The following is a 15,348-nucleotide window of genomic DNA, read 5'->3' as shown; positions in this document are numbered from 1 at the left end:
GATTTCTTAGAAACGTTAAAGTTTTGTAGATAGTACCACAGAGAAGTGCAAATTGTTCCTGCTAAAAAAAATAATTTTTAGTTATCTGTTTTATAGCATATTAAATTAAACCCCGGTCGGAGTCCATTAAAGAATATGAGAATATCCCGTCTTGTTTTTTTACTAAAAAATAACTCCACAAGCTAAAATGCTACCATTCGCTCGTTACCAAGGAGACACTGCGACCATGAAAGGTTGGAAAACAGAAGCCAATTATTTCAGAAAACTTCATTCCTATATTTACGTTATTAAGTGGTTAGATGCGATCATTTTCTGCTTTTGATAGCATCGCATGTACTGCGATCCAAGAAATCCACAACAATTCATGAACTACAAATTATTACTACTAGTGTTTTTGCTGGCTGAAATATCATCGGGAAACAGAGCGACGGCCCAGAGAAGCGACGATTCGGCCAAACTCTATGAAATGCGCACCTACTACTGCGAACCAGGCCGCCTCGACGCGCTGCTGGCGCGCTTCCGCGACCACACGATGAAGCTTTTTGAGAAGCACGGCATGACCAATGTCGGTTACTGGGTTCCGATCGACAACACCGACAATAAGCTGGTGTATGTCCTCTCCTACCCCGGCGATCGCGCCTACCGCGACAAAGCCTGGAAAGCCTTCGGCACCGATCCCGATTGGAAAAAGGCGCAGGGCGATTCGGAAAAGGACGGAAAAATCGTGAAGCGGGTGGAGAATATGTTCATGCACGAAACCGATTTTTCGTTTCCCATGAAAGTAACAGGACCGGCCAACGACCGGATTTTCGAGCTGCGGACGTACTACACCAATCCTGGAATGTTGCCCGAACTACTGGCCCGCTTCCGCAACCATACCACGGCACTTTTTGCCAAACAGGGCATGACCAACCTCAACTACTGGCTGCCCGACGAAGTGGAAAACCGGCTGGTGTATATGCTGGCGCACCCGAGCCTGGATGACGCCAAGAAGGCATTTGACGCTTTCCGGGCCGATCCCGACTGGATCAAGGCACGGGACTACTCCGAGCGCAACGGCAAGCTGGTGGAGAAGGTGGAGTCTACCTACCTGAAGGCTACCGATTTCTCGCCGATTCGTTAACTTGCATTCAATTTTTTAAAATACAGTATGTTCAAATTTCTTTGTTTTTGCACAGCAGGTTTTCTGCTATTGAGTTCTGCGGTCCTTCGGGGACAAGCATCCGACGGCTACACCCCAATTTCCCTAAACGACCTGAGCGCCTTTGACGCACCTCCCCAAGGCTGGAAACTCACGCCCGAGATAATGATGAACCCGACCAATGGTACAGTGATGTCCACTGATAAAAAGGGCGGCGGCATCCTGGTAGGCACCACAGGACAGACCATTAAAACCAAAGCAGCCATGCAGGATTTGCGGCTGAGGTTCGACTTTATGCTTTCTCCCGGAGCACAGGCTGCTGTCGTTTTGCCCGGCAACCAGCGAATAGTACTTGCGGACGGCCCACTCACAGCGGCGCCAGGTGCTTCTACGAGCGGCTACACGGGACAGTTTCCCATCATGAATGCCACCAAGGCGCCGGGCCTTTGGCAGACTATCGAAATAGCTTACGATGCCTCTACTACTCAGCCAAACATGGCCCGTGTCAACTCGATAACGTTGAATGGATCGCGGGTGCAGCAGGGCAGCTATTTGCCATTGTCCAAAACACTGACGGGCAAGGAATCCATTGCCTTTACGGTCAACAAAGGCACGGTGGCCTTCCGGAATATCGGCTACCAGGAACTGGCAAACCGCAAGCCTCTAACAATTGAGAACCTGACCTACAAGCTTTACTCCGACCAATGGGATACTGAAAATCCCACCAAACTGGATCGCGAGGGGCCTGCCGCTGCCCTCACGCAGGAGATCGCCGCCGGGATGAAGGAATTCCAGCTGGTATTTGCGGGAAATATGGTGGTGAGTGAAGCCGGCCTATACACTTTTGAAGTGGCGGAATCGGGCCCCAACACCGTGCTCACGGTGGACGGCAAGGTGGTCATGAAGTTGTCGGGCACTACCTCTCAGGACAAGCACACGGCCCAGACTCAGCTGTCTGAGGGAAAGCATGACTTCAGTCTGTTTTACGCGCGATTTCCCTGGCGTGCGCCAGCACTCGGTGTCAGCGTGTATAAATCGGGGGTCCGTCCCTACGACCTGACCGCCCTGTCGTCGCTCCCCGTACCGCCGCCCAAACCCTATATAGGCGTCGATCCTGAAAACGGCACCGAAATGCTCCGCTCGTTCATTCAGTACCAGGATGAAAAAGCCAAGCGCACTCATGCACTTTCGGTAGGCAATCCGGCGGGTTGGCACTACACCATGGACCTTAATCGGGGCGCATTGCTCCAAGCCTGGCGTGGGCCCTTCGCCGACGTAACCGAGATGTGGTACGAGCGCGGTGAGCCGCAATTACTGGAAACCGCCGGACTTACCGTACTGGTTTCGGGCAAAAGCAGCTATGCGCCTCTGAACGATCTTTCCGCAGCCTGGCCCGATTCTGCCAATTTGAAATACCTCGGATACCGCTTGAACGCCAACGGCGTCCCGACGCTGCGTTACGCTTTTGGTAACGCTACACTGGCCGATCAATTCACCGCCGACGCGCAGGGGCTCACTCGTAAGATTTCGATAGAAGGCAGTGGACCTTCGGGCATGTATGCTCTTCTGGGTGCCGGGGATGCCATTACAATGGTAGAAAAGGGTTTGTACCGCATCGATGACCGCTACTACGTACGCGTTGACAAAAACGCCCGTGTGACTCAGCGTAGTTCGGCGGGGAAGCAGGAACTACTGCTGCCATTGGGGGGGACAACTACTTACAGCCTTTTTTGGTAATTGAAGCAGAACAAGGGAAAACAGTTAAGGATAAGAGATTTTTCAAACAGTAACAAACAGTGTGTTTCTGGAAAATCTGCGAGCCATTTTTAATATGAAAATTGAATATCAAATGAAAAAGTACGCATTCATCCTGTTGGGAATACTGGCAACAGCTTCACTGGCTATTGCTCAAAACCGGCCGATGACCGAAGAGGATTACTACCGCATCGTCACGATGCCTATTCCGCAGGATATTGAGATGGAGGTGGGCGGCCTGGCGGTGCTGCCCGACGGCCGTCTGGGCGTCTCGACCCGGCGTGGTGAGGTGTGGATGATCGGGAACCCCTACATGACGGGCAATGGACGTCCTACTTTTAAACGCTTTGCCCATGGGCTACACGAGCCATTGGGATTACTCTACCGGGGTGACCATTTTTTGATTTCGCAACGCGGCGAAGTAACCAAGCTGGTGGACACGAACAATGATGGCGTGGCGGATGTATATGACTCTTTCGCCCGCTGGCCCCTGTCTGGCAACTACCACCAGTATTCTTATGGGCCCGTGCCGCTGTCCAACGGTGATATGATCGTGACGCTCAACCTCGACTGGATCGGTAAAGGAGCCAGCCAGTCGAAATGGCGGGGCTGGATGCTTAAGTTGGGCGAAGACGGCTCGCTGACCCCCTGGGCCACAGGGCTGCGCTCTCCGGCTGGTTTCGGACAATTTAAGGGCGACATCTTCTACACCGAGAACCAGGGCGACTGGGTAGGATCGGGCCGCATGACCCACCTGGAGAAGGGCGATTTTGCGGGAAACCCGGCCGGACTGCGCTGGAGCCAGGAGGAAGGCTCACCCGTAAAGCTGAAACCTGCGGATATTCCCGACACGGGTGAACCGCTTTATGATGTGGCCAAAACTACCCCCGGCATAAAACCTCCCGCCGTGTGGTTCCCGCACACACTGATGGGCATTTCTACCTCCGACTTCAAAGAGGACACCACGGGCGGTGCCTTCGGGCCATTCGCGGGCCAGATGTTCGTTGGCGACCAGGGTCACAGCAAAATCATGCGCGTGGATATGGAAAAAGTCAATGGCGTATGGCAGGGCGCATGTTTCCCCTTTCGTGAAGGCTTCGAGTCGGGTTTGATTCGCATGGTGTGGGGGCTGGACGGCTCGATGTTCGTAGGCCAGACTGCCCGCGGCTGGTCAGCTACGGGCAGGGCACCTTTTGGCATTCAACGACTGGTATGGACAGGCCAAACGCCTTTTGAAATAAAAACTATCCGCTCCCGGCCCGACGGCTTCGAACTGACCTTCACGCTGCCCGTTGACCAGGCTACGGCGGGCAATCCGGCCTCTTACAGCCTCAATAGCTTCAATTACAAATATCACCACACTTACGGTAGTCCCGTTATCAACGCCGAGCCGCTGGCGATCAAAGGCATTGTAGTAGCTGCCGACGGTATGAGCGCGCGTCTGGTAGTGGACACCGGCAAGCTGCGCAAAGGCTATATCCATGAAGTAAAGGCCGAGGGCTTGAAGTCGAAAGAGGGCAGGTCGTTGCTTCACAATGTGGGCTATTACACTTTAAATGAAATCGCATCCGGCAACCAGGCCGATGCTTCGCAGTTTACCGCCAGCAGCAAGAGCGGCGTGGGTGCAGCCATGGACCACAGCCAGCATAACATGAGCGAAGCGGCCCCCGCCGCGATGAGTTCCGCCAAGCGCGTCACCACCCAGCCTTCCAGTTGGACCAATGGCCCCGATCAGGTCATTACACTGGGTACCAAGCCGGGTTTGAAATTTGACCTGAGTGAAATCCAGGTAAAAGCGGGCAGTAAGGTGAAGTTTGTATTCAATAACAATGATGACATGCTGCACAACCTCGTGATCACCAACCCCGGTATGGCCAACAAGGTTGGCGAAGCGGCTCTTAAACTTGGCCTGAAAGGTCAGGAAATGAATTACATTCCAAATTCGCCCGATGTGCTGTACCACACCGCGCTGATGCAACCCGAAAGCAGCGAGGCGCTGTACTTTGTAGCCCCCGCCAAAACCGGCGACTACGATTACGTTTGTACTTTTCCAGGGCATTATACCCTGATGCAGGGCAGAATGAAGGTTGTGAAATAATCAATCTTATCGGCGGGTGCCTATCAAAAGCTTTGAGCAAGGTAGAACCCGGATAAAATGAGAAAAGGCGAAGCACTAAGTGCTTCGCCTTTTCTCATTTTAAAAAACTACCTTATCGGTGCTTTTACACGATAAACATACCGGCAATGGCCAGTACTGCATCTTTGGTAAGCGGCTCATCGAACGCCTCCGTAACTGCGTCAAGTGACTTGCCACCGATTCCGGTGATGTCTGTACCACCTTGCACTGTGTTGTCATCACCGGCATAGACTTCCACTGGTGATCCCTCATTCAGTGAAATCCAAGGCTTGATTCTGGTATTGCCACGAATAGTAGACAATATGTAGCGCGCCTTAGCCGCGTGCCGTGCTTCCACTGAGTGGATTTGCAGGGCATAATCCAGAAGAGGCTCATCTTCCTTCGCCATCAGATTCCCTGCCTGACCTTTGTACGCGCGAACGCCCGTGTCTTCAAAGGCATGCGAAAGGAAAACGAAAGTGTCAAACTTAGTGAACACGTCGGCGAACGCACCTTTTGCCGTAAAGTCGAAAGTAGGCTTGGCAGGGGCAGCTGCACCAAGGGCAGTCTTCAGGAAGTTGACGTGCTGGCTCTCGTGCTTTTTAATTTGATTGAAAACGACACCGTACTCCGCTGGGATAAGACCGGCAGCGCTGGTACCCTTTACGTAGAACTCCTCTTCCAGGTACTCAAGCGTAAGAGCAAACTTCAACACGTCGATAGCACCAGGCGTGAAAGCATAGGCTTTATTGAAAATAGTACCCATGGCTGCGGGTACAGCGGCAGCAGCCATAGACCGGCTGAACTTCGTCATGAAACTGCGGCGGGAGGCATGCTGAAGACGCTCAACCGCGTCGCCGTCCACCTGCTGGATTTCGTCAATTATTTTGAAAATATTCATAGTATCTCGTTAAATGTGTTTTGGGTTGAAAGAATGATCAAGGCTTGGGCAGACCCGACGCGTCGATTGAATTGTAGATGAATGGTGCTACTGCAGGCAACACATCAGCCGGACGCTTCAATAAGTCGAGGCCATTCATATCGATGATGTCATCACCGGCAAAACTCATCGTGTTAGGCATGAGCAAATCGCGAATAATGGCAGCGTGACGTGCTTCAACCGATACGATCTTACCGGCCAAAAGTAGGTAGGTAGGATTTTCAAGCAGGATACCCGCACCGTTGTAGGCAGAAACTCCTGTATCTTCGAACACCTTAGCAGTACCCAAAACACTGGCCCGGCTATTGAAATCGATCGCAGTAAAGTTAGGCGACAGACCCATGATGGCTGCGGAACCAAGAGCGGCTTTGAAAAATTCGCGGTGAACTACCTCGTGGTCGCGGATGTCGGTCAGGAAGCTTCTTTCCATGTCGGTCATGCCCGCGTAAGGAGTTTCCAGCACTTTAATGTAGAAAGCTGCCTCCAGCTGCTCGAGTGCGTAAGCGTAATTCAATATGCCGATATCACCCGTTCCCAAATTCACTGCACCTGCACCCCCGGGGCCCAAATCGTGATCCTTTACGCATGATTGCATGAAAAAAGCTCCGGTTGCGGCAGCCAGTCCGGCCGACCGTAAAAAGAAGCGACGGTTCACCACGTCCACTACCGGATTCTCCTCAGAGCCGTTGGTCAGTGATAGTCTTTCTGTCGTTTTGTTCATAATTGTGAAAGTTTTTGAAAATTGTTTACTCGTTTGGAACTGGGACTTATGAAAAAACTACGCCAGGCCTCCTATTTTGGATTAAAAGACCATCACCGGTCTCACCTCTATGCAGTAAATGACACATGTGCCCATCAATTGTTTTTAATGCGCATGTTGTACTATTTCAACAAATACGCCTGTATTGTCCACATGAGTATAACTATACCATCTTTCGAGGATTAAGCTCCAAGTACTATTTAGAATGATTCAATTTTAAAATCTTTAAATCGTTCAATCTTTTCAAATTCATGTATCTGAGGAATTCCCCACGTTTTTGCGGGTCATTTCGCTACAATCCCACAATCGGCTTACCTTTGTTGCCCATAAAAAAACCAATTTCATTCTGGCAGTTATGACTAAAAAGTACACTGATTTCATTGACGAACTCACATGGCGGGGAATGCTACACGATGCCATGCCCGGCACCCAGGAGCAATTAAGTCAGCAGATGACCGTAGGATACATCGGTTTTGACCCTACGGCAGCTTCCCTACACATCGGTAATCTGGCCACGATTATGCTGCTGGTGCATTTTCAACGCGCCGGACACAAGCCCCTTGCGCTGGTTGGCGGAGCCACCGGAATGATCGGCGACCCGTCTTTCAAGGCATCGGAAAGGTCATTTCTATCGGAGGAAACGCTTCGTTTAAATCAGGAAGGCATCCGCAGGCAACTGGAATCATTTCTGGACTTCGACTCCGGTGAGAATTCTGCCGAAATGGTCAATAATTACGATTGGTTCAAGGAAATGGGCTTCCTGCAATTCCTGAGGGAAGTGGGCAAATTCCTGTCCGTGAATTACATGACGAGCAAAGATTCGGTCAGAACACGACTAGAAACCGGGATTTCCTTTACCGAATTTTCCTACCAGCTTCTGCAGGGCTATGATTTCTATTGGCTCTATAAGAACAAGGGCGTCCGCCTGCAAATGGGTGGCTCCGACCAATGGGGCAATATCACTACGGGCACTGAACTTATCCGTCGCAAAGAAGGGGATGCCGAAGGGTACTTTAAGGCCTTTGCGCTCACCACGCCCCTCGTCACGAAATCAGATGGTACGAAGTTTGGCAAGAGTGAGGGGGGTAATGTCTGGCTCAACCCCGCCATGACTACTCCTTACCAATTCTATCAATTCTGGATCAACCAATCGGACGAAGATGCGCCCCGGCAGCTGCGCGTTTTTACCCTGTACAGCAAGGACGAAATCGAGGCGCTGGAAGCTGAACATGCCCTGGCTCCGCACCTGCGAATTATGCAGAAAGCCCTGGCCGAGGAAGTGACTACGCGCGTCCATTCTGCCCGCGATTATCGGTTGGCCGTCAAAGCTTCCGAGGTACTTTTCGGCAAAGCCACGCTCGACACGCTGAAAACGATCGAAGCTGACGAGTTCGAGACGATTTTCGACGGCGTGCCGCAGTCCGAAATCAGCCGCGCCGACTGGGAGGGCTGCGACACGGTCACGGATTTGCTTTCGACTACCACCAATGGTGAAATTTATGCCTCGAAAGGTGAAACCCGCCGCGCCATCAAGCAAAATGCGGTAAGCATCAACAAAGTGAAGGTAACGGACTCCGAACAGTCACCCGGCGAATTCGACTTACTGCAGGATCGGTTTGTGCTGGTCTCCAAAGGAAAGAAGAACCATTTGGTAAAGGTAGTTTAGGAAGGCACAAAAAGTTGCCGCATTCGGCTTACTCTCCGTCCCCTGATTTCAACTTTTGCCCACAAACGTGTTCAGAATCGGTGCAGCGGTAGGGTTGTATTGATACGATTGCCAGGTTCCGTCTTCGTATACCTCCACAATACGGTAGCCTTTGTAAGTCGTGCCCCAGCTGCCACCAAAATGACCATCATAAAAGAAAGGCTTGCCACCACTCATTTTCCGATCGTCCTCATCGTGTTCATGGCCGTGGAAGATGGCCTTGACGTTTGGTGTTTTTTCCAGGAGTTCGCGTACTTCCTCGCAATCGCGGCCCTGGGGACTCCACTTGACGGGCGTGATGTGCAGAAAAACGAAGATGCCCTTTTTGTTTTCATATTTGGCCATCTCGCCACGCAACCAAGCGGGGTCGGGGCATAGGTACTCGCCTTTCTCGTTGGAAGTATCACCGAGTATGAAAGCGTATTCGCCACGCGCAAAACTATGGTTGGTCGGATAGCCCCAGGTACTTTCCCACACATCGAGGCCCACGCGGTCGTGGTTGCCACGCGTAACAAAAAACGGGACGGCAAGCCGCTTGAAAGCGGTCTTGACGTCATACATCAGCGTAGGTTCGTCATGGATCAGGTCACCGTTAAAGATGGCAAAGTCCAGGCCCTTTTGCATCTTTTCCTGGTTGAGCCAGCGGATCACATCGGTATGAAATTTCTCAAATTCAGTGCCCGGCTGCCCATAGTGTCCGTCCGAAGCCACCGCGAAGCGCATCGTAAAAGGAATAGTGGCGGCACGGGCAGCCGGATTCAGCCAGGAAATTGCGGGGAGCGCAGGCAGAAGTTTGAGAAGTTTGCGACGGTCCAGTTTCATAAGGGGCAAAAATTAAAAAGTAGCAGGGAAGAATGGTTTTCGGTTGTCATATAGGCGTAGAAATAGGAAAACCGAGCGGCACACTGTTTCTTTGAAAAAAACAATTAACGACAAATTTCAAGAAAATTGGCCTAACCATGAAGAAATCAGGGCGGTATTTAGGAACATTGGTTTTAAGCCTGATGATTGGAGCGCCTGTCCTGGCACAGTTGAGTGCTGGAGCCAGCCTGGGTTACGGCATTCCCACTGAGGCAGGGGGCAGCGGTTTGTGGGGAGGAGGTCTGGAGGCCAAGTATTACTTCAACTACCAGCTGGCTGTCGGCGCGCGTGTCCGGGCCTACACCGAGACGATCGGCCAAACCGACGGAGGCCTCGATGGAAAACTGACGGCAATCACAATTCCGATGATGGCCACCGTGGAATACCACATTACGGACACCGATTTTCATCCTTTTGTCGGTATGGAGGCGGGCATCATCCGCTCAGCCCTGATCACCGACCTCAAATTCAATGGGCAAAATATTTATGACGACAGCACGAAAGACTACAACATTGGCCTGGCTCCCAAGCTTGGCATCGGCTTCGACATTACGCAGGGCTTGATGGTGACGGCAGAAGCTCTTTACAATATTGGTTTGGGCAAAAATCAGGCAGGAAATACGCAACTTAACTTCGAGAGATCGGCCCGGTTCCTGACCGTGCACGCGGGTATCGCTTTTACTTTCGGAAACCGATTTGATTAAGTAGCCGTCGGCTGTCGGCAATTTATACATAAAACCCATGGGCGAAATCAACAGCCGATTGCTGTCTGCTGATCGCCAACCGCCGGAAAATGGATCGTCTCTTACTTCAGAAAGCCGCTTCCTACTGCGCCTACCAGGAGCGCACTCAGGACGAGGTGCGGCAGCGGCTCAAAAAGTGGGGGGTATGGGAGGAGGACGAAGCAGACGAGCTTATTGCCGAACTCATTTCAATGAACTACCTGAGCGAAGAGCGCTTCGCAAAAACCTATGCGGGTAGTAAGTTCAGACAAAAAAAGTGGGGAAAAAGGCGCATCAAACAGGAACTCTCCCGACGCGGCCTGACCGATTATAACATCGATCAGGGCATGGATGAAATCAGCGAAACAGACTACGAAAACACCCTCAAAGACTTACTTGCGAAAAAGCAGCAACAACTGGAACGCACGGAGTCCGATGCCCGCAAGCGCAAACAAAAGCTCGTACGCTACGCGTTGAGTAAGGGGTATGAGAGCGAACTGGTGTGGAGGATTTTAAAAGAGGGTTAAAAGGTCAAAAACGGGGTGCCCCACAGCGTCAAACGGCGTTCTACACCTGCTTTCCAACTGCGGTGATTGGCAATGCGTTGACCTTTTAACCCTTCACCAAAATTTAAAAGTCTTCGTCAAATGCGATCTTGTGCCCGGATTCCTTGTCGGTGACACCGGACATGACGCCTGCCTTCTGATACTCCCCAACCCGCTTCTCGAAGAAGTTGGTTTTGCCAGGCAACGAGATCAACTCCATGAAGTCGAAAGGATTGGAAGAGCCAAAGTGCTTGGCGCAGCCCAGCCGCTCGAGCCAGAAGTCGGCAACGAACTCAATATATTGCTTCATCAGCTCGGCGTTCATGCCGATAAGCGACACGGGCAAAGCTTCGGAAATAAATTCCTTCTCGATTTCAACGGCATCCAGCATGATTTCCAGGACACGCGCCTCAGGTAGTTTGTTTTTGATGTGATCCGTGTACAGCAGACAGGCAAACTCGCAATGTAGTCCTTCGTCACGCGAAATCAGCTCGTTGGAGAACGACAATCCCGGCATCAGGCCACGCTTCTTCAACCAGAATATGGAACAGAAAGAACCTGAGAAGAAAATACCTTCCACCGCCGCAAAGGCGATGATGCGCTCGGTGAATTCGGGACTGTTGATCCATTTCAACGCCCATTCGGCTTTCTTCTGCACGCAGGGAACGGTATCGATGGCCCGCAGCAGGTGGTCTTTCTCAGCGGGGTCCTTGATGTACGTATCGATCAGCAGCGAGTAGGTTTCGGAGTGGATGTTCTCCATCGCGATCTGAAATCCATAAAAGCACTTGGCTTCGGCATACTGGACTTCGCTGAGGAAGTTGATGGCCAGGTTTTCGTTCACGATGCCGTCGGAGGCCGCGAAGAAAGCCAGAATATGCGAGACAAAATGCCGCTCATTGTCGGTCAGGTTGTTCCAGTCCTTCATATCCTGCCCCAGGTCGATTTCCTCCGCCGTCCAGAACGACGCCTCGTGGCGTTTGTACATCTGCCAGATATCCTGGTGCTTGATAGGAAAAAGGACAAACCGCAGCGGATCTTCAATCAGAAGCGGTTCTGGTTGGGTATTGCTTATTTGTGACATGAAACCTTGGTATTTTAGTAATGTAAAAAGTGAAGGTATAACGGCACGCCGAACAGAATTGTTAGCGGTATTTTGGAATAAACAAAACTACAACGATGCCCGCTGAAATTCAAGCTGGCTTGGTTCCCGGGCGGTAGTTGTTTGGAATAGTTCTATTTTGGAAAAGGCAATTGTTTAGCCCTCAATAGATTTAAAAAATAAAAACCTTTGAAAATGAAACTGGGAGCAGGACTTGCGGCCCGAACTCTTTACTTTTGCCTTTAAGCTATTTCCAACCTCCATCGGCCTATGAAGATCGTCGGCTTCACCATCATTAAGGACGCCCTGCTCAATGACTACCCCGTTGTGGAGGCGATCCGCTCAGTGCTTCCCGTAGTGGATGAGATGCTGGTCAGCGTCGGACAGGGTGATGACGGAACGCTGGAATTGATCCAGTCCATAGGCTCGGACAAATTACGCATCGTGCGGTCAGAGTGGGATATGTCCCTGCGACAAGGCGGTCAGGTGCTGGCCGTCGAAACCGACAAGGCTTACCGCCAACTCCCCGCAGATGCCGACTGGGTTTTCTACATCCAGGGCGATGAGGTACTTCATGAAAAGTACCACGACACTATCCGTGCGAATTGTGAACGCTACGCCCGGAACCCCGAAGTGGAAGGGCTGCTATTCGACTACCTGCATTTTTATGGTACTTACGACTACGTCGGCGACAGCCGCACCTGGTACCGCCACGAGGTCAGAATCGTTCGCTTCGATCCGGCCATCTCGGCTTACCGCGACGCACAGGGTTTCCGCAAGGGAAAGGCCAAGCTGCGCGTCAGGCACTCGGGCGCAGCAATTTACCATTACGGTTGGGTGAAAAGCCCCGCCCAGATGAAGAAGAAAATGAAAAACGTGGGGCGATTCTGGAATGAGGAGGAAGAATGGAAAAAAATGCTGGCCAGCGAAGACTTCTTCGACTATTCCCAATTCGATTCCCTCACCCGCTTCACCGAACCACACCCCGCGGTCATGCACGACCGCATCGCGCGGCAAGACTGGCAGGTGGAGCTGGATCTGAGCAAAAAGAAGTTTGATTTGAAAGACCGCCTGCTGTACTGGTTTGAAAAAAAAACAGGGATTAGACTTTTTGAATTCACTAATTTCAAGCGCATTTAGGAGGCCCCCAGTCAGTCACATTAACACACCTTCATACAAAGACACCATGATTAGTTATCTGAAAGAGTTGATTTCGAAAAAGTTATCCAGGAAAAGAGCGCGCCGATACACCCAGGAATACGGTCATACCATCGATACTTTTCAGTTGGAAAAAGAAGGTGAAATTCAATTTGCCAATTGGCAAAACCCTCTTATTCGTCCGAAGGCAATCACGCAGCAGGAGGTGAATTTTTTCAAAAAATTTATTCCCGAGGGCTCACTCTGCATCGACATTGGTACCAACATCGGTGACACGACCGTACCGATGGCCCTCGCGGCCGGAAAAAAAGGTACCACCCTGGGCTTCGATCCGAATCCATTGGTGTACAAGATTTTGGAAGCCAACGTAAAGCTCAATCCTGAGAAAACCAACATCATCCCTTATCCATTCGCCATTACCAAAGAAGCCGGCGAGTTCAGTTATGCCTCCTCGGAAGCGTCTTTCGGTAACGGGGGAATCTCCAACGAGGTAGTTTCCAATCAAGGGTCGTTCCAACTGCCCCAGAAAGTGCAGGGAATCGTTCTGGAAGATTTTCTACTGCGTGAATACGCTGAATTGCTGCCCCGGCTTTCGTTTATCAAAGTGGATGTGGAAGGAGCCGACCGGGAGGTAATCGAGTCGGTCGGTGGCCTGTTGAAGAAATACAAGCCCGTGCTGGTGGCGGAGTGTTTCAAGCGATCCACGCCGGCCGAAAGGGCGGAACTATACGAGACGGTGGCGGGACTGGGCTATTCTTTGTACTATTTCGCCGATTTCGATGAACAGGCCGAAACTACCCCAATCAAGTCAGCCAAAGATATGAACCGCTGGAAAACGTTCAACTTCTACGCGATTTTTGAGACTGCCTGAATTGAGGAGCCCACGGGCCGCTGGCGGAGCGTAGTCTCAAAACTCCCAAGCCAGCACATTCCACGTGTCCACGTGGTCCTCATGGGTGTGAATGGTGCGAAAGCCCACCCGCTCGTGCGCCCGCATCGATCGGGCATTGCCCACCGAAACCTCCGTAATGAGCAGATCGAAACCCGAGCGATACAGCTCGCGGTGTTTTTGGTATAGTCCGTCGAACACGCCCTGTCCCCGATAGCCTTCATCCACGCACACCTGGCCCATGACGTAGTAGCGGTAGTCAATCAGTCTTTTCTTCTGCCAGACTATCTTGTCAAAAAGCGCAAACATCGGCTGCAGGTCGGGAATTAACGTGGCAGCATCCGGCAGCATAGCCAAGGCGTAAGCCACTACCTGTTCACCGTCTTTTGCGACAATCTGCGGCGTCGCCTGATGCATTGCATTGAGTTGCTCCCAGGTATGGCGCACTGTTACGAAGCCTTGCTGGTGTTTTACCTCTTGGGGTACAGTCGCTTTATGATTCTGACGTTGCAGGTCTAAGATTTGGTGCAGATCACCGTCGGTGCGGGTGGTAGTGTAGTGGAGGGGCATACGGGCTATATTTTGGCACCAAAGTTCGGATTTAAAAAAAATCAAGTGCTTAAATCCACCGCTTCTTTCTGAAAAACCAGAGTACCACGAACGACGAAAGTACCATCAGCACCAGCGACGCCCAGAAACCCCACGACCAGCCCGAAGTAGGAAGCGACACGAAATTCATCCCGAAAATGCCCGCAATGAGCGTGGGCGGCATGAAAATGATCGTCACGACGGTGAAAATCTTGATAACCTGGCTTTGTTCAAGGTTGATGAGGCCCATGAAGGTATTCTGCAGGTATTCCAGCCGCTCGAAGTTGAAGGTGGTGTATTCCAATAGCGAGCTGATGTCTTTCAGGATGATGCGGAGGTGCTCCTTGCGGTCTTCGGGAAAGTACTGGCTTCGCAGTATGCCCGAAAGTACCCGCTGTTTGTCGATGGAGGTTTCGCGCAGCATCATTGTGATTTCCTGCAACGAGCTGATACGAATCAGCACCTCCTGCCGCGCCTTCTGTTCCCGGATGAGGTCTTTGCTGATAGAGGAAATATCGCGTGAGATAGCTTCCAGCGAATCGGCGTCGGCCTCGATGCGGGTTTCGAGCAGCATCAGCATGAAGTCCACACCCGTCTGGAAGGTATCGGGGCTGACTTTCATTTTCTTGACCGTGTCGGCAAATGTTTTGGAGTCGCCGCGGCGGTAGGTGAACAGCACATTACCCCGCAGAATGAACGAAACGGGGTAGGTTTGGTAGCCGTTTGTGTTGATCTGCAGGAAATTGGAGTTGGCATTGATCGTGTCGTGCTGCTCGAAAAACCGCGCGCTGCTTTCAATCTCCACAATTTCCTGAGGTGTCTGAAAATCGATGTCACATTTGGTTTCCACCCACTCCTCCTCCTCCCGCGAGGGCGACTGCAGATCCACCCAGAGCGGGTGCTCGATCTTGCCCAGTTCACGCACGTCGGTTTCACGCTTGATCAGGCGGCCTTCTTTGTAGAAAATGCGTACCATTTTGAGATTTCAGCTTTAAGGAGGTGGGTTTTTGATTATGTTCAAAGATAGGGACAAATGCGGATAGGTCCGGATGAACTTCTCCAGCCA

Annotated in this window: 14 protein-coding genes; 8 read left to right on the top strand and 6 right to left on the bottom strand. The window is 51.5% G+C overall.

Annotated elements, in window-relative coordinates; genetic code table 11:
• Nucleotides 1-364 precede the first annotated feature (364 nt).
• The 3 genes from IE117_RS25635 (at nucleotide 365) to IE117_RS25625 (ending at nucleotide 4,994) form a co-directional block, all read left to right on the top strand.
• On the top strand, nucleotides 365-1,123 hold the full coding sequence (locus IE117_RS25635; protein WP_189569055.1) for an NIPSNAP family protein: 759 nt from the start codon (nucleotides 365-367) through the stop codon (nucleotides 1,121-1,123).
• Nucleotides 1,124-1,150: 27 nt separating this feature from the next.
• A complete protein-coding gene (locus IE117_RS25630; RefSeq protein WP_189569053.1) occupies nucleotides 1,151-2,878 on the top strand; it encodes a 3-keto-alpha-glucoside-1,2-lyase-like domain-containing protein in 1,728 nt (575 codons plus the stop codon).
• 112 nt (nucleotides 2,879-2,990) lie between these two features.
• Nucleotides 2,991-4,994, top strand: a complete 2,004-nt coding sequence (locus IE117_RS25625) for a plastocyanin/azurin family copper-binding protein (RefSeq protein WP_189569050.1) — start codon at nucleotides 2,991-2,993, stop codon at nucleotides 4,992-4,994.
• A gap of 124 nt (nucleotides 4,995-5,118) precedes the next feature.
• Here the strand turns inward: IE117_RS25625 and IE117_RS25620 are convergent, their stop codons facing one another.
• Both IE117_RS25620 and IE117_RS25615 read right to left on the bottom strand, forming a co-directional pair.
• Nucleotides 5,119-5,913 carry a ferritin-like domain-containing protein gene (locus IE117_RS25620; protein WP_189569047.1) on the bottom strand — a complete coding sequence of 265 codons (795 nt, stop codon included), beginning with the start codon at nucleotides 5,911-5,913 and terminating at the stop codon, nucleotides 5,119-5,121.
• A gap of 37 nt (nucleotides 5,914-5,950) precedes the next feature.
• The gene (locus IE117_RS25615; RefSeq protein ID WP_189569044.1) at nucleotides 5,951-6,673 is read right to left on the bottom strand and encodes a ferritin-like domain-containing protein; all 723 of its coding nucleotides are present in this window, start codon (nucleotides 6,671-6,673) and stop codon (nucleotides 5,951-5,953) included.
• Nucleotides 6,674-7,067: 394 nt separating this feature from the next.
• On the opposite strand from IE117_RS25615, the gene tyrS reads away from it, so the two are divergent.
• A complete protein-coding gene (gene tyrS, locus IE117_RS25610) occupies nucleotides 7,068-8,378 on the top strand; it encodes a tyrosine--tRNA ligase (protein ID WP_189569041.1) in 1,311 nt (436 codons plus the stop codon).
• Between the two features lie 48 nt (nucleotides 8,379-8,426).
• Here tyrS and IE117_RS25605 read toward each other — a convergent pair whose 3' ends face one another.
• Nucleotides 8,427-9,239, bottom strand: coding sequence for a metallophosphoesterase family protein (locus IE117_RS25605; protein ID WP_189569038.1), 813 nt, complete (start codon nucleotides 9,237-9,239; stop codon nucleotides 8,427-8,429).
• 137 nt (nucleotides 9,240-9,376) lie between these two features.
• On the opposite strand from IE117_RS25605, the gene IE117_RS25600 reads away from it, so the two are divergent.
• Both IE117_RS25600 and IE117_RS25595 read left to right on the top strand, forming a co-directional pair.
• The gene (locus tag IE117_RS25600; protein WP_189569036.1) at nucleotides 9,377-9,982 is read left to right on the top strand and encodes an outer membrane beta-barrel protein; all 606 of its coding nucleotides are present in this window, start codon (nucleotides 9,377-9,379) and stop codon (nucleotides 9,980-9,982) included.
• Nucleotides 9,983-10,071: 89 nt separating this feature from the next.
• Nucleotides 10,072-10,527, top strand: a complete 456-nt coding sequence (locus IE117_RS25595; protein ID WP_189569033.1) for a regulatory protein RecX — start codon at nucleotides 10,072-10,074, stop codon at nucleotides 10,525-10,527.
• Between the two features lie 103 nt (nucleotides 10,528-10,630).
• On the opposite strand, the gene IE117_RS25590 is transcribed toward IE117_RS25595, so the two are convergent.
• Nucleotides 10,631-11,629, bottom strand: a complete 999-nt coding sequence (locus tag IE117_RS25590; RefSeq protein ID WP_189569031.1) for a ribonucleoside-diphosphate reductase small subunit — start codon at nucleotides 11,627-11,629, stop codon at nucleotides 10,631-10,633.
• A gap of 288 nt (nucleotides 11,630-11,917) precedes the next feature.
• On the opposite strand from IE117_RS25590, the gene IE117_RS25585 reads away from it, so the two are divergent.
• Both IE117_RS25585 and IE117_RS25580 read left to right on the top strand, forming a co-directional pair.
• Nucleotides 11,918-12,787, top strand: coding sequence for a glycosyltransferase family protein (locus IE117_RS25585; protein WP_189569028.1), 870 nt, complete (start codon nucleotides 11,918-11,920; stop codon nucleotides 12,785-12,787).
• Between the two features lie 46 nt (nucleotides 12,788-12,833).
• Nucleotides 12,834-13,676 carry an FkbM family methyltransferase gene (locus IE117_RS25580; RefSeq protein ID WP_189569026.1) on the top strand — a complete coding sequence of 281 codons (843 nt, stop codon included), beginning with the start codon at nucleotides 12,834-12,836 and terminating at the stop codon, nucleotides 13,674-13,676.
• 36 nt (nucleotides 13,677-13,712) lie between these two features.
• On the opposite strand, the gene IE117_RS25575 is transcribed toward IE117_RS25580, so the two are convergent.
• Nucleotides 13,713-14,264, bottom strand: a complete 552-nt coding sequence (locus IE117_RS25575; protein WP_189569023.1) for a GNAT family N-acetyltransferase — start codon at nucleotides 14,262-14,264, stop codon at nucleotides 13,713-13,715.
• A 49-nt stretch (nucleotides 14,265-14,313) separates the two neighbouring features.
• On the bottom strand, nucleotides 14,314-15,258 hold the full coding sequence (corA, locus tag IE117_RS25570) for a magnesium/cobalt transporter CorA (protein WP_189569020.1): 945 nt from the start codon (nucleotides 15,256-15,258) through the stop codon (nucleotides 14,314-14,316).
• Nucleotides 15,259-15,348: the final 90 nt, after the last annotated feature.

This window comes from Persicitalea jodogahamensis (genome assembly GCF_014651615.1).
Classification (GTDB): domain Bacteria; phylum Bacteroidota; class Bacteroidia; order Cytophagales; family Spirosomataceae; genus Persicitalea; species Persicitalea jodogahamensis.
This window is presented reverse-complemented; position numbering and strand designations above follow the sequence as displayed.